At 65.4% G+C, this 24,522-nt stretch carries 24 protein-coding genes, 1 tRNA gene and 1 pseudogene; 23 read left to right on the top strand and 3 right to left on the bottom strand.

Annotated features, from left to right (window positions below; all coding sequences use genetic code 11):
• Window positions 1-78: 78 nt before the first annotated feature.
• Window positions 79-166 (top strand) — tRNA-Leu (locus IEX61_RS08855).
• 341 nt (window positions 167-507) lie between these two features.
• On the opposite strand, the pseudogene IEX61_RS08850 reads toward IEX61_RS08855, so the two are convergent.
• A pseudogene (locus IEX61_RS08850) lies at window positions 508-1,005 on the bottom strand (deoxynucleoside kinase); the annotation flags it as partial.
• Between the two features lie 349 nt (window positions 1,006-1,354).
• Between IEX61_RS08850 and purE the strand changes: the two are divergent.
• The 12 genes from purE to purD all read left to right on the top strand — a co-directional run bounded on the left by purE (window position 1,355) and on the right by purD (window position 14,709).
• Window positions 1,355-1,870: a 5-(carboxyamino)imidazole ribonucleotide mutase gene (gene purE, locus IEX61_RS08845; RefSeq protein ID WP_188817648.1), complete on the top strand. Its 516-nt coding sequence runs from the start codon at window positions 1,355-1,357 to the stop codon at window positions 1,868-1,870.
• Between the two features lie 3 nt (window positions 1,871-1,873).
• On the top strand, window positions 1,874-3,067 hold the full coding sequence (purK, locus tag IEX61_RS08840) for a 5-(carboxyamino)imidazole ribonucleotide synthase (protein ID WP_188817646.1): 1,194 nt from the start codon (window positions 1,874-1,876) through the stop codon (window positions 3,065-3,067).
• Window positions 3,068-3,158: 91 nt separating this feature from the next.
• The gene (gene purB, locus IEX61_RS08835; RefSeq protein WP_054671678.1) at window positions 3,159-4,472 is read left to right on the top strand and encodes an adenylosuccinate lyase; all 1,314 of its coding nucleotides are present in this window, start codon (window positions 3,159-3,161) and stop codon (window positions 4,470-4,472) included.
• Window positions 4,473-4,613: 141 nt separating this feature from the next.
• Complete coding sequence (purC, locus tag IEX61_RS08830; RefSeq protein WP_054671685.1) at window positions 4,614-5,345, top strand: phosphoribosylaminoimidazolesuccinocarboxamide synthase; 732 nt, start codon at window positions 4,614-4,616, stop codon at window positions 5,343-5,345.
• Entirely contained in the window at window positions 5,327-5,575 is a 249-nt protein-coding gene (gene purS / locus IEX61_RS08825; RefSeq protein WP_054671670.1) for a phosphoribosylformylglycinamidine synthase subunit PurS, read from the top strand. Before purC ends, purS begins: the two co-directional genes overlap by 19 nt.
• A gap of 2 nt (window positions 5,576-5,577) precedes the next feature.
• Window positions 5,578-6,318 carry a phosphoribosylformylglycinamidine synthase subunit PurQ gene (gene purQ / locus IEX61_RS08820; RefSeq protein WP_054671666.1) on the top strand — a complete coding sequence of 247 codons (741 nt, stop codon included), beginning with the start codon at window positions 5,578-5,580 and terminating at the stop codon, window positions 6,316-6,318.
• On the top strand, window positions 6,263-8,557 hold the full coding sequence (purL, locus tag IEX61_RS08815) for a phosphoribosylformylglycinamidine synthase subunit PurL (protein ID WP_188817644.1): 2,295 nt from the start codon (window positions 6,263-6,265) through the stop codon (window positions 8,555-8,557). The genes purQ and purL overlap by 56 nt, the downstream gene beginning before the upstream one ends.
• Before the next feature lie 20 nt (window positions 8,558-8,577).
• On the top strand, window positions 8,578-10,014 hold the full coding sequence (purF, locus tag IEX61_RS08810) for an amidophosphoribosyltransferase (RefSeq protein WP_188817656.1): 1,437 nt from the start codon (window positions 8,578-8,580) through the stop codon (window positions 10,012-10,014).
• Window positions 10,011-11,054, top strand: coding sequence for a phosphoribosylformylglycinamidine cyclo-ligase (gene purM / locus IEX61_RS08805; protein WP_188817643.1), 1,044 nt, complete (start codon window positions 10,011-10,013; stop codon window positions 11,052-11,054). Before purF ends, purM begins: the two co-directional genes overlap by 4 nt.
• Window positions 11,045-11,686, top strand: a complete 642-nt coding sequence (purN, locus tag IEX61_RS08800; protein ID WP_188817654.1) for a phosphoribosylglycinamide formyltransferase — start codon at window positions 11,045-11,047, stop codon at window positions 11,684-11,686. Before purM ends, purN begins: the two co-directional genes overlap by 10 nt.
• Window positions 11,687-11,778: 92 nt before the next feature.
• Window positions 11,779-13,314 (top strand): bifunctional phosphoribosylaminoimidazolecarboxamide formyltransferase/IMP cyclohydrolase, encoded by a 1,536-nt coding sequence (gene purH / locus IEX61_RS08795; protein WP_229725805.1) that lies wholly within the window; start codon window positions 11,779-11,781, stop codon window positions 13,312-13,314.
• A gap of 123 nt (window positions 13,315-13,437) precedes the next feature.
• Window positions 13,438-14,709 carry a phosphoribosylamine--glycine ligase gene (gene purD / locus IEX61_RS08790; RefSeq protein ID WP_188817652.1) on the top strand — a complete coding sequence of 424 codons (1,272 nt, stop codon included), beginning with the start codon at window positions 13,438-13,440 and terminating at the stop codon, window positions 14,707-14,709.
• 219 nt (window positions 14,710-14,928) lie between these two features.
• Here purD and IEX61_RS08785 read toward each other — a convergent pair whose 3' ends face one another.
• Window positions 14,929-15,120 carry a hypothetical protein gene (locus tag IEX61_RS08785; RefSeq protein WP_054672879.1) on the bottom strand — a complete coding sequence of 64 codons (192 nt, stop codon included), beginning with the start codon at window positions 15,118-15,120 and terminating at the stop codon, window positions 14,929-14,931.
• Window positions 15,121-15,141: 21 nt separating this feature from the next.
• Complete coding sequence (locus IEX61_RS08780; protein WP_229725804.1) at window positions 15,142-15,417, bottom strand: YgaP family membrane protein; 276 nt, start codon at window positions 15,415-15,417, stop codon at window positions 15,142-15,144.
• 228 nt (window positions 15,418-15,645) lie between these two features.
• On the opposite strand from IEX61_RS08780, the gene IEX61_RS08775 reads away from it, so the two are divergent.
• The 10 genes from IEX61_RS08775 (at window position 15,646) to IEX61_RS08735 (ending at window position 24,345) form a co-directional block, all read left to right on the top strand.
• Window positions 15,646-17,391 (top strand): adenine deaminase C-terminal domain-containing protein, encoded by a 1,746-nt coding sequence (locus IEX61_RS08775; protein WP_229725803.1) that lies wholly within the window; start codon window positions 15,646-15,648, stop codon window positions 17,389-17,391.
• 403 nt (window positions 17,392-17,794) lie between these two features.
• Window positions 17,795-18,568: an enoyl-CoA hydratase/isomerase family protein gene (locus tag IEX61_RS08770; protein ID WP_373277064.1), complete on the top strand. Its 774-nt coding sequence runs from the start codon at window positions 17,795-17,797 to the stop codon at window positions 18,566-18,568.
• 126 nt (window positions 18,569-18,694) lie between these two features.
• Window positions 18,695-19,624: a Phenylacetic acid catabolic protein gene (locus IEX61_RS08765; protein ID WP_054670658.1), complete on the top strand. Its 930-nt coding sequence runs from the start codon at window positions 18,695-18,697 to the stop codon at window positions 19,622-19,624.
• A gap of 1 nt (window position 19,625) precedes the next feature.
• Window positions 19,626-19,955: a metal-sulfur cluster assembly factor gene (locus IEX61_RS08760; RefSeq protein ID WP_054670661.1), complete on the top strand. Its 330-nt coding sequence runs from the start codon at window positions 19,626-19,628 to the stop codon at window positions 19,953-19,955.
• Window positions 19,952-20,182, top strand: a complete 231-nt coding sequence (locus IEX61_RS08755; RefSeq protein WP_054670664.1) for a hypothetical protein — start codon at window positions 19,952-19,954, stop codon at window positions 20,180-20,182. The genes IEX61_RS08760 and IEX61_RS08755 overlap by 4 nt, the downstream gene beginning before the upstream one ends.
• 39 nt (window positions 20,183-20,221) lie before the next feature.
• On the top strand, window positions 20,222-20,815 hold the full coding sequence (locus tag IEX61_RS08750) for a Phenylacetic acid catabolic protein (protein WP_268238395.1): 594 nt from the start codon (window positions 20,222-20,224) through the stop codon (window positions 20,813-20,815).
• Window positions 20,812-21,000 (top strand): PaaD-like zinc ribbon domain-containing protein, encoded by a 189-nt coding sequence (locus IEX61_RS12875; RefSeq protein ID WP_083462937.1) that lies wholly within the window; start codon window positions 20,812-20,814, stop codon window positions 20,998-21,000. The genes IEX61_RS08750 and IEX61_RS12875 overlap by 4 nt, the downstream gene beginning before the upstream one ends.
• Window positions 20,985-21,896 carry a CoA transferase subunit A gene (locus IEX61_RS08745; RefSeq protein WP_229725802.1) on the top strand — a complete coding sequence of 304 codons (912 nt, stop codon included), beginning with the start codon at window positions 20,985-20,987 and terminating at the stop codon, window positions 21,894-21,896. The genes IEX61_RS12875 and IEX61_RS08745 overlap by 16 nt, the downstream gene beginning before the upstream one ends.
• 12 nt (window positions 21,897-21,908) lie before the next feature.
• A complete protein-coding gene (locus IEX61_RS08740) occupies window positions 21,909-22,676 on the top strand; it encodes a CoA-transferase subunit beta (RefSeq protein WP_218185363.1) in 768 nt (255 codons plus the stop codon).
• A gap of 103 nt (window positions 22,677-22,779) precedes the next feature.
• Entirely contained in the window at window positions 22,780-24,345 is a 1,566-nt protein-coding gene (locus IEX61_RS08735; protein WP_054670670.1) for a benzoate-CoA ligase family protein, read from the top strand.
• Window positions 24,346-24,522: the final 177 nt, after the last annotated feature.

The following is a 24,522-nucleotide window of genomic DNA, read 5'->3' as shown; positions in this document are numbered from 1 at the left end:
CGGTCGAGGGCTTAACCCACTCACATCCCCCCACATCCGCGGTCCGGTTTTCAGGGGGCAAACCCTTTTCATCATCGAGCGGGAGTGGCGGAATTGGCAGACGCGCTAGACTCAGGATCTAGTGGCCGTTGAGGCCGTGGAGGTTCAAGTCCTCTCTCCCGCACCATACATAGGCGATCTTCCCACCGCGCAAGCCGAGCGGTGGGTTTTTGTGTTTTGGCCTGTTTTGCTTCTTCCCGATGCCGCACCCAAGCCAGGACGTCGCGGGTCAAGCGGGCCGCCCGGGAGGCCGCGGCGTACGCGCGCCACGGTGGGGGCGGGACGCGCATGCGCTGACCGGCACGGCGATCCGGGCGTATCTCGTCCACTTGCAGCGAAAAGGACGCGTACCGCTCGCGGCGTGCTGGAGGCGGTGCCCGCCACGCCGTAACCGGGCTTGCCTCTGCGCGTTTCCCTAGGGCCCTGGACGCATGCAACGCGGCCGGGCCTTTTGCGTTACGTGGGGTCCCAGTAGGCCACGGGGGTGTTCCGTTCCGCCGCGCGTCCGCGCCGGGCCACGCGGTCGAGGATGAGCGGCAGCGGGCCTTCCAGATAGATGAGCACGTCCGGGTGCGGAAAAGACGGGGTCATGATCATCGCGTCAGCCAGCAACCTGTACGTGCGGTAGTCTTCCGGAGCCATCAAACCGTTTTCGTACAGCATGCGGGCGAAAATGCCGGCATCCTCGTAGAGGGTGCGGTCTTGGACAAAGCCACCGCCGGATTGGAACAGGCGCATTTGTTCCTTGAAGCGTTCCGCGAGAAAATAAACCTGCAGGTGGAAACTCCAGCGCCGCTGGTCGGTGTAAAAGCGCGGCAGGTACGGGTTGTCCGCCTTTTCCAGAGACGGGCGGAAGCCCAGCGCGGCGGCGATGCAGCAGGTAAGCGTCGATTTGCCGACGCCGACGGTACCCCCGATGGCGATGACGGCGTTGTCGGGAATCCGGTAGGTGTGACGCAGCGGAATTCCGGACATCGTTCCCCTCCTCGGCACGGATGGCGTTGGCGCAAACGCCATCCATTGTACCATACCGCGGTTGGGTCTGTACCCGCTGGCGGGGGGCGGGGCTCACCTTTCTTGTTCGGATTTCGCTTCTTGTGCCGGCGGCCAAAATCCGAACGTTCGCATATAGAAACGAACCTTACCGGCATTTTCATCGTAAAATGTTCGGGAATTGGTTGACATTTGCCGGGCAAGGCGGTACACTGAAAGGGCGAAGCGAAGGAAGGTCGGAAACGGTTATAAATTTGTTCATGAGGAAACGAACAATGCGAACGGAAACGCGTAAAACGGTACGGAAGGGACGGATGGGGCCATGCCGCAGAACCGCACGGAAGGGCAGCGGCCGCTGGTCGGCGTGATCATGGGCAGCCGCTCGGATTGGGAGACGATGCGCGAGGCGTGCGCGGTGTTGGACGAACTGGGCGTCCCCTATGAAGCGCGCGTCGTGTCGGCCCACCGCACGCCGGATGAGATGTTCCGCTACGCGGAGACGGCGGCGGACCGCGGCCTGGAGGTGATCATTGCCGGGGCCGGCGGGGCGGCCCATCTGCCGGGCATGGTGGCGGCCAAGACGGTGCTGCCGGTGATCGGCGTGCCGGTGGAATCGCGGGCCCTCAAGGGACTGGATTCGCTGCTGTCCATCGTGCAGATGCCCGGCGGCGTGCCGGTGGCCACGGTGGCCATCGGCAAGGCGGGCGCAGTAAACGCCGGGCTCTTGGCCGCGGAGATCCTCGGAATCAAGTACCCGCAGATCCGCCAGCGGCTGGCCGACCGGCGAGAGGCGATCCGGCGGCAGGTGCTGGAGCAGGCCGACCCGCGGGAGGCGTGAGCGATGGAACGGGGCATCGACCTTGTGACGACGGCTTCCGTGGTGCTGCCGGGCAGCACCGTGGGCATTCTCGGCGGCGGGCAGTTGGGACGCATGTTGGCCTTGGCCGGCCGGCACATGGGATACCGCTTCGTTGTGCTGGACCCGACGCCGGACGCTCCGGCCGCGCAGGTGGCCGACCGCCAGATCGTGGCCCCCTTCGCCGATCGGGAGGCGGCGCGCACGCTCGCCGCGCAGGCCGACGTGATCACCTACGAGTTTGAGCACCTCGACGCCAACGTGGTGGCGGAGCTGGAGGCGCGCGCCTGCGTGCCGCAGGGCAGCCGCCTGCTGCGCATCACCCAGAACCGCCTGATGGAAAAACGGGCACTGGAGGCCTCCGGCATTCCGGTGGCACCCTTTCGGGAGGTGGCCAGCCGGGCCGACCTCGAACGGGCCCTCGACGAACTGGGCTTCCCCGCCGTGTTGAAGACGGCCACCGGGGGGTACGACGGCAAGGGACAGCGCGTCATCCGCGCACGGGAGGAAGCCGAGCCGGCCTACGCCGACCTCGCGGGGCGAGGCCCCCTCGTACTGGAGGCCTGGGTGCCCTTCGTCAAGGAGCTGTCGGTGGTGGTGGCCCGCCGGCCGGACGGCGCGATGCGCCCCTTTCCGGTGGCGGAAAACGTGCACGCATCGGGCATCCTGCGCACGACGATCGTGCCGGCCCGGGTCGACGAGGCGACGGCGCGGCGGGCGACGGAGCTGGCCTGTACCGCCGCCGAGCGCCTGAACGCCGTCGGGCTTCTCGCCGTGGAGATGTTCCTGACCGCCGACGGCACCCTGCGCGTCAACGAGCTGGCGCCGCGGCCGCACAACTCGGGCCATTTCACGATGGACGCCTGCGTGACGTCGCAATTTGAGCAGCACCTGCGGGCCATCTGCAACCTGCCCCTCGGCGACGCGCGGCTCCTCACGCCCGTCGTCATGGTCAACGTGCTCGGGGCGCACCTGCCGCGCCTGCTCCAGCGCCTTCCGCACCTCGACGGCCGGGTGAAGGTGCACCTGTACGGGAAGGCGGAGGCCCGGCCGATGCGGAAAATGGGCCATGTCAACATCGTCGCCGATTCGGTGGCCGAGGCCCTTGCCATGGCCCGCGCCCTCGACGTGTGGGACGTGGTCGACGCCGGCGATGTGAAGCCCGTAAGCGATGCGTGAGGTGTGGACCGCCCTACGGGAAACCCTGGCGGCCGCTGCGGCGTGCAACCCGAACGGCGCAGGACGGTAGCAGCAAGGGAGGACGGACACAATGATTGAACGCTACACACGCCCGGAGATGGGCGCCATCTGGACGGAGGAGAACAAGTTTCGCGCCTGGCTGGAGGTGGAGCTTCTGGCCTGCGAGGCGTGGGCTGAGCTGGGCGTCATCCCGAAGGAGGACGTGAAGAAGCTGCGGGAGCGGGCTTCCTTCGACATTCGGCGCATCCACGAGATCGAGCAGGAGACGCGCCACGACGTGGTGGCCTTCACCCGCGCCGTGTCGGAAACCCTCGGCGAGGAGAAAAAGTGGGTCCACTACGGCCTCACCTCCACCGACGTGGTGGACACGGCCCTCGGGTACCTGCTGAAGCAGGCCAACGCCATCCTCGAGCGCGACATCGAGCGGCTGATTGGCGTGCTGAAACGGAAAGCCGTCGAACACAAATACACGGTGATGATGGGCCGCACCCACGGCGTCCACGCCGAGCCGACCACCTTCGGGCTGAAGATGGCCCTGTGGTACGCCGAGATGCAGCGCAACCTGGAGCGCTTCCGCTACGCGCGGAAGATGGTGGAGGTTGGGAAGATTTCCGGCGCCGTGGGCACCTACGCCAACGTCGACCCCTTCGTCGAGCAGTACGTGTGCGCGAAGCTGGGCCTTGAGCCGGCGCCGATCTCGACGCAGACGCTGCAGCGCGACCGCCACGCCCACTACCTCAGCACGCTGGCCCTCATCGCCACGTCGCTGGAGAAGTTCGCCGTGGAGATCCGCGGCCTGCAGCGCAGCGAGATCCGCGAGGTGGAGGAGAAGTTCTACGCCGGGCAGAAGGGCTCGTCGGCCATGCCGCACAAGCGCAACCCGGTCGGCTCGGAAAACATCACCGGCCTGGCGCGGGTCATGCGCGGCTACATGCTGGCGGCCTACGAAAACGTGCCCCTGTGGCACGAGCGGGACATCTCCCACTCCTCGGTGGAGCGGATCATCCTCCCCGACGCGACGATCTTGCTCAACTACATGCTCAACCGCTTCGCCGACATCGTGGAAAACCTCGTCGTCTACCCGGAGAACATGAAGCGGAACATGGAGAAGACCTACGGCCTCATCTATTCCCAGCGCGTGCTGCTCGCCCTCATCGACAAGGGCCTCAGCCGGGAAGCGGCCTACGACCTCGTCCAGCCGCGGGCAATGCAGGCGTGGGAGGAGGGGCGCTCCTTCCGCGAGATTCTGGAAAGCGACCCGGCCATCACGGCGCACCTGTCGCCGGAGGAGCTGGCCGACTGCTTTGACCCGCGCTGGCACCTGAAGCATGTGGACACGATCTTTCAGCGGCTTGGGCTCGGTGACGGAGACGAGCCTGCATAGCACGGGCAAGCGCCGGAGGCCTGCGACCCGGGCCGCCGGGCGGCGATCAAGGAGGGAAGGGAAAAGGCGATGGCGGAAGAGCAACGCGCGACGGCACAACACCGGGCCGCGCGGCGGGAAGCGGCCCCCGACCTGCGCGAGGTGGCCAAGGGCGAGCTCCTCTACGAAGGCAAGGCCAAGAAGGTGTACCGCACCAATGTGCTGGGGGTGCTGTGGATCGCCTACAAGGACGACGCCACGGCGTTCAACGGGGAAAAGCGGGCCGTCCTGGAGGGGAAGGGCGCGCTGGCCAGCCGCATCAGCGCCCGCTTGTTTGCCCTTCTGACCGAATGCGGCATCCCCAACCATTTCTTGGGCCTCGCCTCGCCGACGGAACAGCTGGTGCGCGAAGTGGCGATCGTGCCGTTGGAAGTGGTGGTGCGCAACGCGGCCGCCGGCTCGCTGGCCGAGCGCCTCGGCCTTCCGGAGGGCGAAGCGCTGCCCCGCCCGGTGGTGGAATGGTACTACAAAAACGATCGCCTCGGCGATCCGCTGGTGAACGAGGACCACATCGCCGTGCTGGATCTGGCCACGCCCGAGCAGCTGGGCCGGATGCGCCAGCTGGCCCTGGCGGTGAACGACGCGCTCGTGCCGTATCTGGCGGAGCGGGGCATCCGCCTCGTCGACTTCAAGCTGGAGTTCGGCGTCACGGCGAACGGAGAGCTGCTCGTGGCCGACGAGATCTCCCCGGACACGTGCCGGTTCTGGGACGCCTCGAGCGGGGAGAAGCTGGACAAGGACCGCTTCCGCCGCGATCTCGGCGGCGTGGTGGAGGCGTACGCGGAAATCTGGAAGCGCATCGGAGGGGATGACGGGTGGTCAAAGCCCGCGTGATCGTGATGCTGAAGGACGGGGTGCTCGATCCCCAGGGCCAGGCGACGCAAAAGGCCTTGCACACCTTGGGCTACGACGAGGTGGCCGCGGTGCGCGTCGGCAAGGTGATCGAGCTCAATCTGGATACGGAGGACCGGGAGTGGGCTTCTGCGCGCCTGAAGGAAATGTGCGACAAGCTCCTCGCCAATCCGGTGATCGAGTCGTACCGGATCGAGCGGGTGGAGGGATGAGCATGCGCGTCGCCGTCATCGTGTTTCCCGGCTCCAACTGCGACGTCGACATGGTCCGCGCCGTCGCCGATTGCCTGGGCGAGCCGGTGGACGCCGTGTGGCACACGGCGACCGATCTGTCCGCCTACGACGCCATCCTGCTGCCGGGCGGGTTTTCCTACGGCGACTACCTGCGCGCCGGGGCCATCGCCCGCTTCGCGCCGGTGATGCGGGAAGTGGTGAAGGCGGCCGAGGCGGGCAAGCCGATCCTCGGGGTGTGCAACGGGTTTCAGATTCTTCTGGAAGCGGGGCTTCTCCCCGGGGCGATGCGGCGCAACGCGTCGCTCAAGTTCCGCTGCGAGATGGTCACGTTGCGCGTGGAGAACAACCAAACGCCCTTTACGCTGGACTACGAGCCGGGCGAGCGCATCCGCATCCCCATCGCCCACGGCGAGGGGAACTACTACTGCGACGAGGCGACGCTCCGGCGCCTGCGGGCGGAAAACCGCGTCGTCTTCCGCTACGCCGGCGAGAATCCGAATGGATCGGTGGACCACATCGCCGGGATTGTGAACGAGCGGGGCAATGTCTTGGGCATGATGCCGCACCCGGAACGGGCCGTGCACGCGCTGCTCGGTTCCACCGACGGCCAGCGCGTCTTCACGTCGCTGCTGCGCTACTGGAAGGAACGGACGGGAGGGGAGCGCCATGGCACAGGAACGGTTTGCGGCGAGCGGCACCACGCCGACGGAGCAAGCTGCTAGAGCGGTGCATCGCGAGCCGACGGCCGACGAGATCGCCGAGCGCCGGCTGTACCGGGAGATGGGCCTGACCGACGAGGAATACGAGCGGGCGGTGCGGCTCCTCGGCCGGCGGCCCAACTACACGGAGATGGGCCTCTTCGCCGTCATGTGGTCGGAGCACTGCAGCTACAAGAACTCCAAGCCCGTCTTGAAGCGCTTCCCGACCCAGGGGCCGCGCGTGCTGCAGGGGCCGGGCGAAGGGGCGGGCATCGTCGACATCGGCGACGGACTGGCCGTCGTCTTCAAGATCGAAAGCCACAACCACCCGTCGGCCATCGAGCCGTTCCAGGGCGCGGCCACAGGCGTGGGCGGGATCATCCGCGACGTCTTCTCCATGGGCGCGCGGCCGATCGCCCTGCTCAACTCGCTCCGTTTTGGCGAGCTGGACCGCCCGCGCGTGCGCTACCTCTTCGAGCAGGTGGTGGCCGGCATCGCCCACTACGGCAACTGCGTCGGCATCCCCACCGTGGGCGGGGAAGTGGTCTTCGACCCGTGCTACGAGGGCAACCCCCTCGTCAACGCCATGTGCGTCGGCCTCCTGCGCCACGACCGGATCAAGAGAGGCGTGGCCCGCGGGGCGGGCAACCCGGTGGTGTACGTCGGGTCGGCCACGGGGCGCGACGGCATCCACGGGGCCACCTTCGCCTCGGAGGAACTGACCGAGGCGTCGGAGGAGAAGCGGCCGGCGGTGCAGGTGGGCGATCCCTTCGCCGAGAAGCTGCTCCTCGAGGCGTGCCTGGAGCTGATCGACCGCGGCCTTGTGCTCGGCATCCAGGACATGGGCGCCGCCGGCCTCACCTCGTCGAGCGCCGAGATGGCCAGCAAGGGCGGAAGCGGCATCGAGCTCGACCTCGACCGCGTGCCGCAGCGCGAGCCGAACCTGACGGCCTACGAGATGATGCTGTCCGAATCGCAGGAGCGCATGCTCCTCGTGGTGGAAAAGGGGAAAGAGGACGAGGTGCTGGCCGTCTGCCGCAAGTGGGGCCTTTCCGCCGCGGTGATCGGCCGGGTGACCGACGACGGCCTGCTCCGCGTGCGGCACAAGGGCAAGGTGGCGGCCGAGGTGCCGGTGAAGGCCTTGACCGACGGGGCCCCGGTCTACACGCGGCCGGTGGTGGAGCCGGCTTACTTCCGCGAGCAGGCCGAAGTGGACGTCACCGACCTTCCGGAGCCGGAGGACCTCGGCGCAGTCCTCACGCGCCTCCTCGCCCAGCCGACGATTGCGAGCAAGGAATGGGTGTACCGGCAGTACGACCACCAGGTGGGCGCGCAGACGGCGGTGTGCCCGGGATCCGACGCGGCGGTGGTGTGGATCCGCGGCACGCGCAAGGCGCTGGCCTTTTCCACCGACGGCAACGGGCGCTACGTCTACCTCGACCCGCTGATGGGCGGGGCCCTCGCCGTGGCCGAGGCGGCGCGCAACGTGGTGTGCGCCGGCGCCGAACCTCTCGCCCTGACCAACTGTCTCAACTTTGGCAATCCGGAGAAGCCGGACATCTACTGGCAGTTCGTCCGCGCCGTCGAGGGCATGGCCCGCGCCTGCGAAGCGCTCGGGACGCCGGTGGTCAGCGGCAACGTCAGCTTTTACAACGAGACGAATGGCGCGGCGGTCTACCCCACACCCATTGTCGGCATGGTCGGGCTCATTGAGGATGTCGCCCACATCACCACCCAGGCCTTCAAGGGCGCCGGGGAGCGCATCCTCCTCCTCGGGGAAACCTTTGCCGACGACCTCGGCGGCAGCGAGTACCAGAAGATGGTGCGCGGCGCCATCGCCGGGCGGCCGCCGAAGCTCGATTTCGAACGGGAGCGCGCCGTGCAGCGCACGGTGCTGGAGGCGATCCGCCGCGGCTGGGTGACGGCGGCCCACGACCTGTCCGAGGGCGGGCTGGGCGTGGCCCTGGCGGAGATGGCCATCTCCGGCGGCATCGGGGCGCGCGTGGCCGTGACGACGGACCTGCGGCCGGACTTCCTCCTCTTCAGCGAGAGCCCATCGCGGGTGCTCCTCGCTGTGCCCGCAAGCCGTGTGGCCGACGTGATGGCCCTGGCGGAGGAACGCGGCGTGCCGTGCGCGGAGATCGGCGAGACGGGCGGCGAGGATCTGGTCATCATGGTTAACGGGCAGGCGGCGGTGACGCGCGCGCTGAAGGAGCTGAAAGACGCATGGACCCACGCCATTCCTGCGCGGATGAACGGCTGATGGGATGCGATCGCGACGGGATGATCTGGGACGAGCTGAATGAGGAGTGCGGCGTTTTCGGCATCTACGGCCATCCCGAGGCGGCGCGCCTCACCTACTACGGCCTCCACGCCCTGCAGCACCGCGGCCAGGAGAGCGCCGGCATCTGCGCCTCCGACGGGGAGCGCCTCACCTTCCACCGCGGCATGGGGCTGGTGACGGAGGTGTTCGACGCCGCGCGCCTGGCCAAGCTGCGGGGGCACATGGCCATTGGCCACGTGCGGTACACCACGGCCGGGGAAAGCCGCCTCGAAAACGCCCAGCCCCTCGTCTTCACCACCGGGGCGGGCAGCATGGCCCTGGCCCACAACGGCAACCTCGTCAACTACCGCCGCATCAAGCACCGGCTGGAGCGGCAGGGATCCCTCTTTCAGACGTCGAGCGACACCGAGGTGATCGCCCACCTCATCGCCCGTTCGGGATGCGAGGAGATCGCCGACGGCCTGCGCCACGCCCTCGCCCAGATTCAGGGCGCCTACGCCCTGCTCGTGATGACGGAACGGAAGCTGGTCGTGGCCCTCGACCCCAACGGCATCCGCCCACTGTCCCTCGGGCGGCTCGGCGACGGCTACGTGGTGGCGTCGGAGACGTGCGCCTTTGACGCCGTCGGCGCGACCTATGTGCGCGACGTGGAGCCCGGCGAGTTGCTCGTGATCGACGAAGGGGGGCTTTCCTGCGAGCGGTTTTCCGCCCACGCGCGGCGGGCCATCTGCACCTTCGAGTACATCTACTTCGCCCGCCCGGACAGCGACGTCGGCGGCCTCAACGTCCACCTGGCCCGCAAGCGCCTCGGGCGCAAGCTGGCCGAGGAGGCCCCCGTCGACGCCGACGTGGTGACCGGCGTGCCCGACTCGAGCATCTCCGCGGCCATCGGCTACGCCGAGGCCACGGGCATCCCCTACGAGCTGGGGCTGATCAAAAACCGGTACGTCGGGCGCACCTTCATCCAGCCGACCCAGGCGCTGCGCGCCCAGGGCGTGCGCATGAAGCTGTCGGCCGTGCGCCAGGTGGTGGCCGGCAAGCGCGTGGTGATGATCGACGATTCCATCGTCCGCGGCACGACGAGCCGGCACATCGTCCAGCTTCTGCGCGAGGCCGGAGCGAAGGAGGTTCACGTGCGCATCAGCTCGCCGCCGGTGCGGCACCCGTGCTTTTACGGCATCGACACCTCGACGCGCGAGGAGCTGATCGCCGCCACGCGGTCGGTGGAGGAAATCCGCCGGGCCATCGGCGCCGATTCGCTGTACTTTTTGTCCCTCGAAGGGATGCTCGAGGCCATCGGGCGGCCGGATGGCGAGGCGGATCGCGGCCACTGCTTGGCCTGCTTCACCGGATGCTATCCGACGGCACTTGACGACGCCCTCGCGTCGCACGGGGCGGAGGCGGGCGGGGCGCGGACAAGGGGGAGAGATTCGTGAGCGACGCGTACAAGCGCGCCGGCGTGGACCTGGCGGCGGGCTACGAGGCGGTCCGCCGCATCAAGGCCCACGTGCGGCGCACCTTAAGGCCGGAGGTGCTGGGCGACATCGGCGGTTTCGGCGCCCTCTTTCAGCTCGACCCCTCGCGCTACCGCCAGCCGGTGCTCGTCTCCGGGGCCGACGGCGTGGGCACGAAGCTGAAGATCGCCTTTGCCACCGGCCGCCACGACACGATTGGCATCGACTGCGTGGCCATGTGCGCGAACGACGTCGTCGTGCAGGGGGCCGAGCCCCTCTTCTTCTTGGACTACCTCGCCTGCGGCAAGCTCGACCCGGACCAGGTGGAGGCCATCGTCAAGGGATTGGCCGACGGCTGCGCGCAGGCCGGCTGCGCCCTCATCGGCGGGGAGACGGCGGAGATGCCCGGCTTCTACCCGCCCGGTGAGTACGACCTTGCGGGCTTTTGCGTCGGCGTCGTCGAGCGCGACCGCCTTGTCGACGGCGCGCGCATCCGATCGGGCGACGCCCTCGTGGGCCTGGCCTCGACGGGCCTGCACAGCAACGGCTTCTCCCTCGTGCGGAAAGTGCTGCTCGAAGAACAGGGACTTTCCCTCGACGCCTACGTGCCCGCCCTCGGGCGGACGCTGGGCGAGGAGCTCCTCGAGCCGACGGCGATCTACGTGAAGACCGTTCTCGCTCTGCGCGCGCGCTTCGACCTCCGCGGCATGGCCCACATCACCGGCGGCGGCTTTGTCGAAAACGTGCCCCGCATCCTGCCGCCGGGCATGCGGGCGGAGATCGATTGGGGCACCTGGCCCGTATTGCCCATCTTCACGTTGATCGAAGAGGCGGGGCGCATCAACCGCCAGGACATGGTCCGCACCTTCAACATGGGCATCGGCATGGTCCTCGCCGTGCCGGAGGACGAGGCCGACGACGTGGTGCGGGCGGCGGAAGAGGCGGGCCATCGCGCCTATCGCATCGGCCGGGTTGGCCGCGGGGACGGCGGCGTCGTCTTCGGCGGGGTGGGCTGGTCGTGAGGATCGCCGTCTTCGCCTCCGGCAGCGGCTCCAACTTTGAAGCCCTCGTGCGCGCGGCGCGGGCGGGGAAGGTGGCGGGCGAGGTCGTCCTCCTCGTGTGCGACCGCCCCGGCGCGCCGGTCCTTGACCGGGCGGCGCGGCTCGGCGTGCCGGCGTTCGTTTTCGATCCAAAGGCCTATCCCGACAAGGCGGCCTACGAGCGGGCCATCCTCGCCGAGCTGGAGGCCCAGGGCGTGGACCTTGTCGTCCTGGCCGGGTACATGCGCCTCGTCGGCCCGACGCTCCTTTCCGCCTACGAGGGGCGGATGATCAACCTCCACCCGTCGCTTCTCCCCGCGTTTCCCGGGAAAAACGCGATTGGCCAGGCCCTTGCCCACGGGGTGAAGGTGACGGGGGTGACCGTCCACTTTGTCGACGCCGGCATGGACACCGGGCCGATCATCGCCCAGCGGGCCGTTCCGGTGGAAGAGGACGACACGCCGGAGACGCTGGCGGCGCGCATCCACGCCGTCGAGCATGAGCTCTTACCCCAGGTGGTGCAGTGGCTGATCGAGGGGCGCGTGCGGCGCGAGGACGGCCGCCGCGTGCGCGTGCTCCCCGCGCCGGGCGGGACAGGACGCGGGCAGGGATGACACGGTCCCGGGCGGTGTGCACAGGGCGGAAAAAACAGGGCGGGAAAACACGAAGGACGCATGGGAAGGGAACGGGAAGGAGTGAAGCGAGCGTGATCCAGCGCGCACTCATCAGCGTGTCGGACAAGACGGGTCTCCTCGAGTTCGCCCGCGAACTGGCGGCGCTGGGCGTGGAGATTCTCTCCACCGGCGGGACGGCCCGCTTCTTGCGCGAGGCGGGCGTGCCGGTGACGCCCATTTCCGAGGTGACCGGCTTTCCGGAAATCCTCGACGGGCGGGTGAAGACGTTGCACCCGCGCGTCCACGGGGGCATCTTGGCGGTGCGGGACAACGAAACGCACCGGCGGCAGCTCGCCGAACACGGCATCCGGCCGATCGACCTCGTCGTCGTCAACCTGTACCCGTTCCGGGAGACGATCGCCCGGCCGGGCGTGACGCCGGAGGAGGCCATCGAGAGAATCGACATCGGCGGGCCGTGCCTCGTGCGCGCGGCGGCGAAAAACCACGCTTATGTGACGGTGGTGACCGACGCGGCCGACTACCCCCTCGTGCTCGAACAGCTCAAGGCGCGGGGCGAGGTGGACCTTGAGACGCGCCGGCGGCTGGCGGCCAAGGCCTTCCGCCATACGGCCGCCTACGACGCCGCCGTGGCCCGGTACCTGACCGAGCAGGCGGGTGAGGTGTGGCCGGAGACCTTCACGTTGGCCGTGGAGAAGGTGCAGGACCTGCGCTACGGGGAAAACCCGCACCAGCAGGCGGCCTTTTACCGTACGCCCGACCGGCGCCCGGGCACGCTTGCGGCGGCCGAACAGCTCCACGGCAAGGAACTGTCCTACAACAACCTCCTCGACGCCGACGCCGCCCTGGCTGTGGTGCAGGAGTTTGCCGAGCCGGCCGTCGTCGTGGTGAAGCACACCAACCCGTGCGGCGTGGGGACGGGGCAAAGCCTCCTCGAGGCGTGGCGGCGTGCCTACGAAGCCGATCCGGTGTCCATCTTCGGCGGCATCGTCGCCGCCAACCGCCCCATCGATGCCGAAACGGCGCGGGCGATGCGCGAGGTGTTTCTCGAGATCATCTTGGCGCCCGATTTTGCGCCGGCGGCCCTCGCCGTGCTGAAGGAGAGGAAGAATCTGCGCCTGTTGCGCGTGGCCCTACCCGACCGGCCCTTTCTTGAATTGCGCCTGACGAGCGTGGCCGGCGGCGTCCTCGTGCAGGAGCGGGACGTGCGCGAGCTGACGGCGGCCGACCTGCGCGTCGTCACCGAGCGGGCGCCGACGGCAGAGGAGCTGCGCGACCTCTTGTTCGCGTGGAAAGTGGTGAAGCACGTCAAGTCCAACGCCATCGTCGTGGCCAAGGGCGGCCAGACCCTCGGCGTGGGCGCCGGGCAGATGAACCGCGTCGGCGCGGCGCGCATCGCCCTCGCCCAGGCCGGCGAGAAAGCCAAGGGGGCGGCGCTGGCCTCGGACGCCTTCTTCCCCATGCCCGACACGGTGGAAGAGGCAGCCAGAGCCGGCGTCACGGCGATCATCCAGCCGGGCGGCTCGATTCGCGATCAGGATTCCATCGACGCGGCCAACCGTTACGGCATCGCCATGGTCTTCACCGGCGTGCGCCATTTCCGGCACTGAGGCGGAAGAGAAGCGGCGGCGCGCTTGTGAAAGGGCACGGGCCGCGTCGCTGTGCGCCATGCGACGCGAGAGGCGCAGACGATCGGAAATGGAACCGGGACGGTCCAAGGAGGGATGGACGCAATGAAGGTGTTGGTGGTGGGGCAAGGGGGCCGGGAACACGCCCTGTGCTGGGCACTGGCCCAAAGCCCCCGCGTGGCGCGGGTGTACTGCGCGCCGGGGAACGGCGGCATCGCCGAGGTGGCCACCTGCGTGCCGATTAAGGAAACCGATTTGGCTGCGCTGGCCCAGTTCGCCCGGGACGCGGGCATCGGCCTGACGGTGGTGGGGCCCGAAGCGCCCCTTGCCGCGGGCCTCGTCGACTTCTTCCGCACCCGGGGGCTGCCCATTTTCGGACCGACGCGCGCGGCGGCGCAGGTGGAGAGCAGCAAGGCCTTCGCTAAGCGGATCATGAAGGCCAGCGGCATTCCCACCGCCGACTACGCCGTCTTTGACGACCTTGACGCGGCGCTGGCCTACGTGCGGGAAAAGGGGGCGCCCATTGTGGTCAAGGCCGACGGGCTGGCCGCGGGCAAAGGGGTGACGGTGGCCCGCACGGTGGCCGAGGCGGAGGCGGCGCTGCGCCGGGCGATGCAAGAAGGCGCCTTTGGCACCGCCGGATCGCGCGTGGTGATCGAGGAATGCCTGGAAGGGGAAGAGCTTTCGCTAATGGCCTTCGTCGACGGGGAGACGGTTCGCCCGATGGTGCCGGCCCAGGATCACAAGCCGGTTTTCGACGGCGACCGCGGACCCAACACCGGCGGCATGGGGGCCTATTCGCCAGTGCCGCAGATCGGCCCGGCGGTGATCGACGCCGCCGTCGAACGCATCCTGAAGCCGATGGCCGCGGCGCTGGTGCGGGAAGGCTGCCCCTTCACCGGCGTGCTGTACGCCGGCTTGATGGTTACGGCGGACGGTCCCAAGGTGATCGAATTCAACGCCCGATTCGGCGACCCGGAGACGCAGGTCGTCCTGCCGCGCCTGAAGACGGACCTCCTGGAGGTGCTCCTTGCCGTTGTCGAGGGGCGGCTGGCGGAAGTGGAGCTGGCGTGGCGCGACGAGGCGGCCCTGTGCGTTGTCCTCGCCTCGGGCGGCTATCCCCATGGCTACGAAACGGGCAAGGCCATTGCCGGCCTCGACCGGATCGATTCCGACGTGCTTGTCTTCCACGCCGGGACGAGACGCGCGGGTGAGGCCCTCGTCACGAGCGGCGGGCGCGTCCTCGGCGTGACGGCGCTCGGGGCCACGCTGGCCGAGGCTCAGAGGAAGGCGTACGCCAACGTTGCCCGCATCCGCTTCGACGGGATGCACTTCCGTACGGACATCGGGAACCGGGCGTTGCGGGCGGCGCGGTAGGGGCGCGCAGACGGCGCTGGTGCAGGTGGCCGACGTCGCGGCGGACAAATTGCAAAAGGGACAAACGGATGGGGTCTCCCTCAACGGGGGACTTTTTTGTTCGTCGAGAAAAACGGCTGTCACCCCAAAGGGCGGCAGCCGTTCTGTTGCTGCGGATGGCGGCTTTTCAACCACCTTGCAAGAGACCCACAGTGACGCATTCCTTCGTCGAACCTACGCCTACGTTTCGTCTTCACCGTCGCGGCGGCGGCGCAAAGCCGCGCGGCGGGTGTACCATCCGTCGCTGCGGCGAACAACCATCCACACGGCGATCGCCAGCACGACGGAGAGCCCGATCAAGAGGATGGAAAAGAGGTTGTCGCTCAGCCATTCATAGGCAAACCATTGATCGAGGCGGTTTTGGCGGACCAAAGGCTTTCCCTCCCATACCCGTTAGGAGAAGCGGATTCGCCGCGGGGTGCCGCGTTCATCCAGGTGTTGTCCGCGTTTCATCACGTTCCGGTCCAGCTCGCGCGTGCTGATTCCCAACAAGGCCAGCATGGGGCACCAGCGTGTCAGCCCTTCGGCGATCTTCAGCGCCGAGAGCATCATCAGCCCGACGGGCGGGCGCGAGAACGGTCGGGATGCCATGGCGATGGCCCAGGCCAGCCCCGTAAACCCGGCAACGAGACGAATCATGGCGTCGAGGGTTCCGACGTTTTTCTTCACGGCGTACCCTCCTCCCTGTACGTTTCAGGTTTAGTATGAGTCGATCCCGACAACCCATCCGCTATTCAAGTAGAGCAAATTTTGGAAATCCCTGCGCCGGTATCTGCAGGTGGACCGCCGCCCGTATGGTACAATGGGAAGAGACGGAACGGTTTGACACATCGAAACCGTCGCACAACACGACAGGACGAGGAGGACGCAATGAAACCGCCTATTCCCCATCTTACGGTGGAACGTCGGCGCCGCCTGACCGAGGTGGCGATGCGCCGGCGTCCGGCCACTGCGTGGATTCGCGGCGGGCGCATCTACAACGTCTACACCGGCGAGCTGCTGCCGGCCGAGGTCGTCTTGTGGGAGGACCGCATCGCCTACGTCGGCGAGAAAACGCCGAGCGTGGACGATGAAACCGCCATCATCGACGCCGAAGGCCTCATCCTCGTGCCGGGCTATCTTGAACCTCATGCCCATCCGTTTTTGCTGTACAACCCGTTTGCGCTGGCGGCGTTTGCCCTGCGCCACGGGACGACGGGGATGGTGAACGACAACTTGTACCTGTTTCACCGGCTCGACGTGGACGAGCTGGAGGCCTTTTGGGACGAGACGACGGATCTGCCGGTGCGCATGTGGTGGTGGGTGCGCCTCGACCCGCAAAACGATTCGCCCGCGCTGCGCCGGCGGTACACGCCGGAGCGGACCGGCCGCCTGCTGGCCCATCCTGCTGTGCTGCAAGCGGGCGAACTTACGGCGTGGCCCGATCTTCTGGCTGGCGATGCGGCTCTTGCCGCCGGCGTGGATCGGGCACGGGCCCTCGGCAAGCGCGTCGAGGGGCATAACCCCGGGGCGTCGGTCGAGACGCTCAACGCCGTGGCGGCCGCCGGCGTGACGGCGTGTCACGAGGCCATCACCGGCGACGAGGTGCTGCGGCGCCTGCGCCTCGGCCTGTACGCCACGCTGCGCCATTCGTCGATCCGCCCCGACGTGCCGACCCTTGTGCGCCAGCTCGTCGACAGCGGCGCCGACCTCACCAGCCGCCTCATGCTCACCACCGACGGCTCGACGCCGCCCTTTTTGCGGGACGGTTTTCTCGACGCCGTGCTGCGCGAGGCCCTCGCCGCCGGCCTCCCGCCGCTGGCGGCCTACCGCGCCGCGACGCTCAACGTCGCCGTGTACTACGGGTTGGACGGCGACATCGGCGGCATCGCCCCGGGGCGCGTCGCCGACATCAATTTCTTGGAAGACCTGGCCAACCCCACGCCGGTGCACGTGATGAGCGGCGGCCGCCTCCGCGTGCAAGACGGTCAGCTGGTCGACGCGCCGCCGCCCTTCGATTGGTCGCGCTACCCGGCGCTCTGCCGCTATGCGCCCCGCGTGACGCCGGCAGACCCGGACTGGTTCCGCGTGCTTGATCCGGGCTTCCCGTTTCCGGTGATGGACTTGGTGAACGTCATCACCCGCCCCAGTGAAGGCGGGAGAGTGGAGAATGGCGAAGTGGTCCCTGTTCCTGAACGGGGTGAGCTGTATGTCGCCTTGCTCAGCGTGGACGGGCGCTGGATAACCACGGGCATCCTGCGCGGTTTTGGCGTGTTTGATGCCTTTGCCAGTTCGTTTTCCGGTTCAGGCGATGTGATGGTGCTCGGGCGTGACCGCCAGGCCATGGCCCGAGCGGTTAACGAAGTGTGCGCGATGGGCGGGGGAATGGTCCTTCTCGACGAAGGCCGTGAAGTATACCGTCTGCGTCTTCCCCTCGGCGGATGCATGAGCGATTTGCCGATGGACGAGCTGATGGACAGCACGGACGACCTGGTTCGCCTCCTGCGTGTGCGAGGGTATCGCGGAAACGATCCGCTCTATGCGCTCTTTTTCTTGTCGGCAACCAACCTGCCCTTCCTCCGCTTGACGGCGGACGGGATCCTGGATGTAAAGGGCAAGCGGATCCTCGTACCGTCACGCGCTTTGATGAACGAGGCAGTCTGAGAGGGTTGTGTTTTCTCTCCTTGTTCACTGGGGGCCTTGCCGCTTTGGGTGACCCGCAGGGGTGGGTTGCTGTACCCAATTGCTGCGGCAGGGTCTACTTTCTTTTTTATTTTTATAACGTTTAAAAAACGTTACGAATTGGCCGATCGATGTTCCGATATGGCCGCGACAACTGTTCTGGTGTCTTGCGGTCAGGGGCCCACGTTTGGAAATCTCAGCGGCGGAGAACAGCAAATGTGGCCATTGGGCGGACATCAACGCGCTTTTCCTTATCCGGTGTAAGGGTGGCTGACGCTGGTGTGATAAAAGTAGCAACATTCTTGACTGTCAGATCAATCCTGCTTATAATACGAATTGAACACGGAATACAGAAAAAACGTACGATAAGGAGGAGGCGATGGCCATGCCCATCACCTTGGAGAAGCAGGGCAAAATCGCGATGATTCATTTGAACAATCCCCCGGCCAACAGTTACGATCACGAGCTTTACAAGCAACTGGAGCAGGCGATCAAGGAGGTCCGCTTCGATTCGAACATCAAGGTGGCGGTTCTTGTCAGCGATGTGCCGAAATTTTTCTCCGCTGGGGCCGACATCAAATTTTTGCGTGAAGCCGACCCGTATTACAAAACGCAATTTTGTCTCCATTGCAACGAAACGTTAGACATGATTGCCCGCAGCCCACAGGTGTTCATTGCTTGCCTGGAAGGCCATACCGTGGGCGGTGGCTTGGAGATGGCGCTGGCTTGCGATCTGCGGTTTATGGGCGATCAAGCGGGCAAAATCGGGTTGCCGGAAGTCACCCTTGGCGTGCTTCCCGGAACGGGCGGCACGCAGCGGCTGGCGCGCTTGGTTGGCCCGTCGAAGGCATTGCACTTGTGCATCACCGGCGAATTGCTGACGCCCCAACAGGCCAAGGAAATCGGGCTGGTCGACGAAGTGTGGCCCCAGGCGGAGGTGCGGCAACGCACGCTGGAGTATGCCGAGCGACTGGCATCCAGCGCCACCTATGCCATCAGCAATATCAAGCTGTCGATCATGAACGGAATCGAGATGCCGCTGAATGTCGCCATCCGCTATGAAGGCGAGCTGCAAAACTTGCTGTTCCGCTCGGAAGACGCCAAAGAGGGACTCTCGGCGTTTCTCGAAAAGCGGACGCCGCAGTTCGCGGGTCGGTGATCTTGCCGCGACGCCGAACCTGCGGCGGGGGTGTCGATTTTTGGCGAGAAAGGTTAGGCAGGGCGGATGGCCGCGGTGCTGTTCGCCCTTTCTCTCCCCTTCAATCATGGAAAGGAGGATACGGGTATGGCAACAGACCTAAAGGCGTGGATTGCGGAAGGCAACACGGTGGAATCGCGGGCCGACATGAACGAGGAGTACTACCGAACGCTCCGCGATACCCTGATTATTGTCGGGGACACGGAGCTGCTGAGCGTGTTTGCGCTGCGGCGGGCACTGGATAATGCGCCCAACCTCAACGCCAAGATTACTGCGCTGGCCATCATGCAGGACGAGATTGGCCATGCGCACATCGCCTATCGATTGCTCGCCGACCTGGGGGAGGATATCGATGCCCTCGTGTACGAGCGGGAGCCGCGGCAGTTCAAGCATCCGTATGCTTTTGACTTCGCTTACGACGGAAGCTGGGCAGAGCTAGCCGTCTTCAACGCGTTCTTTGACCGCGCCGGATTTGTTCTTCTCGGGGACGCCTACGCCAACACTTCCTACGGTCCCTGGAAGCGGGCCTTGGCGAAGGTGGACAAGGAGGAGCTCTTCCACGTACGCAACGGCGAGGTGTGGATGCGCACGCTGATGGAAAACGAGGAGACGCGAGCCGATGTGCAGCGGGCCGTCGACTGGATGTTCCCGTTAGCGGTCGAGTTTTTTGGCCTCCCGGATAACTTGAAGACGCGCAACACGCAACTTGAGTACCGGATCAAGGGAAGCACGAACGACCAACTGCGTCAAAAATGGCTCCGGGAAGTGGTGCCGTTCTGCGAATCCATTGGGGTGCGTGTACCGGCGCATTACGATGAGGAAAAAGGAGAGTACGTGCTTGACTACCCCTTCCCCTGCCACTTTGACGAGGAGGCCAAGCAATGGCGGTTTGACCAGCCGTGCACGTGGGATGACGTGATTGCGCGATTCAAGCGGCGCGGGCCGAAATGCGAAGAATTTGTCGCCGAGTTGCGCAAGGGATACCGCGAGATCGCGCGGCTGCGGGAGGCGGGGTGACATGCGGGAACAGGCAACGATTGAGGTAAACCGGCTATGGGAAGCGCTGCGCGCGGTGAAGGATCCTGAATTTCCCGTAAGCGTCGTCGATCTGGGTCTGATCTATGCCCTTCGCGTTGAGGGCGAGGGGCGCGTGGTGGTAGACATGACCTATACCTCGACGGCCTGCGGATGCATGGAATGGATTGAAGAGGACATTCGTCGGTGCCTGCTGCAGGAGCCCGGTGTAGAAGAGGTAATCATTAACGTCGTATGGGATCCGCCGTGGACAAAGGAACGGATGAACGAAGCAGCCCGACAACGATTTCGGGAATGGGGGATCAGCCTATGAGGCAACGTTTCGATTGCGAAGATTTCGATGTTTTTGCCCGAGTGCAGCGAGGAGATCCGTTGGTGCATATCGGCACCGTGCGCGCGCCCTCGGGCCGGCTGGCAGCAGCTTATGCCAACTGGGTGTATGATGAGGAAGACTGGGCAGAACTGTGCGTCGTTCCGCGCAACTGTGTTTTTTGGGTCAAGGAATTGGGCGATCCTTACGACAAGCAAAGGGGGGCGTGATGGATTATGGAGAGAAATTGGAAAACTTGCGCGCCGTGGTTGGAACGCGTGCGCGATCTGGCCGCCAACAAGTTGAAGCTGGGCTATTGGTTTACGGAAATCGGGATGGCCGGGCCGACGCTGGAAGCGTCGTTGGCTGCCGTGGCCATGGCCCAAGGCGAGCTCGGGCACGGGCGTTTGCTGCTGACGTGGTTGCGCGAATTGGCAGGCGAGACCATCGATGAGGCGCAATTCTTGGAGCGCTATGGGTATCGGCGCGCCGCAGACGAAGCCGATTGGGTTGCGCTTATGGGCATTGCTTTTGGCCTGCTGGCCGTGGCCGATCTGTCCCTGCGGGCGTGGGCGGCCCGTGAGACAGAAATCGCCTCGCGCCTGCGGAAGCTGTTTGCGGAGCAGGCCGAACACCTTGCATTTGTCGAGGAATGGGTTCGCCTCTTGCTAAACGACGCGCCGGCGGTGCAGGAACGGACACGCCTCTGTCTGATGCGGACGCGGCAGTGGGCCGAGGGGTGGATCGCCTCATTGGACGATCCGGGCTTGGCCGCGGTGGGATTGGCCCTCGACGCGGAGACGGGCAAGGGGGAACTGGCTCGGATGTACAGTCGCCTGCTGGTGGGGGCGGGCGTGCGATGAAGGCTGCGCCTTGCCCCTTCTGCGGTAGCCACGAAACGACGTGCGTTTCGCGGTTTGGGTCGGCGCAGCTTTTGTCTCAGTACTATTGCCAGAATTGTTCCAGTTTTTTTGAATACGTGCGGTGGGAGGGAGAGGGGGAGCGTCAACATCGCGAAGAGGGGGAGGACGCGTGTCCAAACGCATGACGCTCGCGGAGGCGATTGCCGAACACGTGCGGGACGGCGATCGCGTGGCGATGGGCGTTCACTTGGAGGCATTGATTCCCTTTGCGGCCGGACTGGAAATGGTGCGGCAGGGAAAAAAGGAGTTGACGCTGATCGGACCGATTTCCGACATGCTGTTTGATCTTCTCATCGGTGCCGGTTGTGTAAAGCGGGTCATTGCGGCGTGGGTGGGGAACGTGAGTGCTGGTCTGGGTCACAACTATCGCCGCGCGGTTGAGCAGGGCGTGCCGCATCCGATTGTGGTGGAAGACCACAGCAACTTCACCATTCAGCTGGCGCTCCTGGCCGGTGCCTACGGGCTGCCCTATGTGCCGGCGCGAACTGTCCTGGGCAGCGACATCCTTCGCGTCTCGCCGGCCTTGAGCACCGCGCCGTCGCCGCTTGACGGGAAACCAACGGTGATTGTCCCGCCGCTCGAACCCGACGTGGCCATTCTCGCGGTACAGCGCAGTGATGAAGAAGGAAACGTTCATGTCTGGGGCAACCTCGGCGTTGCCGTGGAGGCGGGGCTGGCCAGCCGCAAGATCATCGTGCTGGCCGAGGAAGTGGTTCCGCGCGACATCATTCGCTCGGATCCCAATCGCGTCTTGTGGCCGAGCTGGAAAGTGGCGGCGGTGGTGGAGGTGCCGGGGGGATGCCATCCCTCTCCCGTCCCCGGCTACTACAACCGTGACCATGATTTCTTCCATCAGTATCATGAAGAATCGCGCACCCGAGAAGGGTTTCTCAATTGGCTGGAACGGTGGGTGTATGGGCTGCCCGCGCGCGAAGCGTACCTGGAGGCGTTGGGGGAGCGGTGGGCGTCGCTTCGCGCAAGGCGGTCGGCCCCATCCGTCCCGGTCGATTACGGGTACTAGGGGGGACGTCGTGTGGCGTATACGCCGCAGGAGTGGATGGTGGTGGCCGCGGCGCGGGAGATTCGAGACGGGGAGGTCGTCTTTGTTGGGATGCGCCTTCCTCTGCTCGCCTTTGCGGTGGCAAAGTGCCGACATGCACCACGCGCCGTCGGATTGTTTGAAAACGGTGTCATTCGTGACACGCCGCCGGCGGAGCTGCTGTATACGATGGGGGACAATCCGAACATTCATCAGGCTGTCAGCTGCACGTCGATGTTAACGGTGATGGGGCTGTTGCAGCGGGGCGAGGTGGATGCCGGATTCATCGGCGGAGCGGAAGTGGACCGTTTTGGCAATCTCAACACCTCGTACATTGGACCGCCGGAACGCCCCCGAGTAAAGCTTCCCGGCAGTGGTGGCGGTGTGGACATCGCCTGTTTGGCTAAGCGTCTTTTGATCATCATGCCCCATGAGAAAAAGCGGTTTGTCGAACGCGTTTCGTTCATTACCTCACCCGGTTATGGAGATGGGCCTGGCTGGCGGGAGCGCCATGGCCTGCCGCGCGGCGGACCGGATGTGATCATCAGCACGCTGGGGGTGTTTCGTTTCGATCCACGCACCCGCGAAGCGTATCTCGCCTCCTATCGCCCAGGGGTGACACCGGAGGAGGTCTGCGCGCATACGGGGTGGGCTTTGCGTGTGGCGCCGGATTGTGAACCGGGACCGGTTCCAACAGAGGAGGAGCTGGCGCTGGTTCGTCGGTTTGACCCGGACGGTTTTTGGACCCGACCGCGAGCGTGAGCGATGCGCGTGGATTGCAGGGTATCGGGACAGGAGCGTCTGTGGGGGACGCTCCTGTCCCGACGCATCCGATGAGATGGTTGGGGAATTGGGGGGACAAGAGATGAAGTGGCCTGTTCCGGAGCGGTATAATGCGGCATGTGATTTTGTCGATCGGCACATGGAGGAAGGACGAGCGCACGAAGTGGCCATACTCTATCGTGATGAAGTCGTAACCTATGGCGATCTCTATGAGCGCGTAAATCGTGCCGGACGGCTGTTTCGCGAGTTGGGCATCGAGATGGAGCAGCGGATCCTGCTGGTTTTGCCGGATTGTCCGGAATTCGTGTATGCGTTCTTTGGGGCGATTAAGATCGGGGCGGTCCCCGTTCCGCTCAATCCCCGTTTGCGGCCGGACGATTACGCGTATTTTGTATACGATGCCCGTCCAAAGGCGGTGCTGGTAGGGCGGGAACTGGTGGAGGTCTTCGAGAACATCGTGGCCGCCAGCCGATTCAAGCCACTGCGATTGGTCGTGAAGGGCGAGGCGCCGCAAGGATGGCTGAGTTTTACGGATCTGCTGCACCAAGTTGACGGAACGCTGGAGCCCGCTGATACGCACAAGGATGATGTGGCCTTTTGGCTGTATAGCTCGGGCAGCACAGGGGCGCCCAAGGGCACAATCCATCTGCAGCACGATATGCCCTTCTGCGTGCTTCATTATGCCAAGCCAATCCTGAACATCCAGCCCGGTGATCGCACGTATTCCGTGGCCAAGCTTCATTTTGCCTACGGATTGGGAAATGCCATGTATTTTCCGTTAGGCGTTGGTGCTTCCACGATCCTGGTGCCCGAACATCCGACGCCCCAGGTGATTTTGGAGACGATCCAGCGCGATCGGCCGACGCTGTTCTTTTCTGTGCCCACGGCGTACAACGCTGTTCTGCGTTGGGAGGAGCGATTTCGGTACGACGTCTCTTCCCTGCGACTGTGCGTGTCGGCGGGGGAAGCGCTTCCCGAGAAGTTGTATCACGAGTGGAAAGCGTGGACGGGAATCGAGATTTTGGACGGGATTGGTTCTACGGAGGCGCTGCATATCTTCATTAGCAATCGTCCAGGACAGGTACGGCCGGGCTCGAGCGGAACGGTGGTTCCTGGCTATGAAGCGGAGATTCGCGACGAATCTGGCCGTCCCGTGCCGACCGGCGAAGTGGGCGTGCTGTGGATCAAGGGGGACAGCGTAGCGGCAGGATATTGGAACAAGCAGGAGAAGACGCAGCGGACCTTTGTGGGTTCGTGGTTGTGTACCGGCGACATGTATGTAAGGGATGAAGAGGGGTATTATTGGTATGTGGGGCGCAGCGATGATATGATCAAGGCAGGGGGAATCTGGGTCTCGCCGATTGAAGTCGAAAACGTGCTGATCGAGCATCCCGCTGTGGTGGAATGCGCCGTGGTGGCGCATGACGACGGGGACGGCCTGGTGAAGCCAAAGGCGTTTGTGGTTCTCCGCCCGGACATTCCGTCGTCGGAATCGTTGGTTGAGGAGTTGAAACGCTTTGTAAAGGAGCGATTGGCATCCTACAAGTGTCCGCGCTGGTTTGTTTTTGTTGACGAGTTGCCGAAAACAAGCACGGGGAAGATTCAGCGTTTTCGCCTGCGCCAAACACAGGAGGGGCGCGGCGCGTAGAGTCGGGAAGATTGGTTTACAATAAATATTCTTATTTTTCCATATATTCTTGTTTTTCATGGTTCCAGGGGATTGAGGCAGTTGTTGCTGCAGCACGGAAAGGAGGAGGGGATCGAGATGGCCAACGAAACCGTCGCCGTCATCGGGGCGGGGACGATGGGGAATGGCATCGCCGAG

The sequence above is a fragment of the Calditerricola satsumensis genome (genome assembly GCF_014646935.1).
Lineage (GTDB): Bacteria > Bacillota > Bacilli > Calditerricolales > Calditerricolaceae > Calditerricola > Calditerricola satsumensis.
This window is presented reverse-complemented; position numbering and strand designations above follow the sequence as displayed.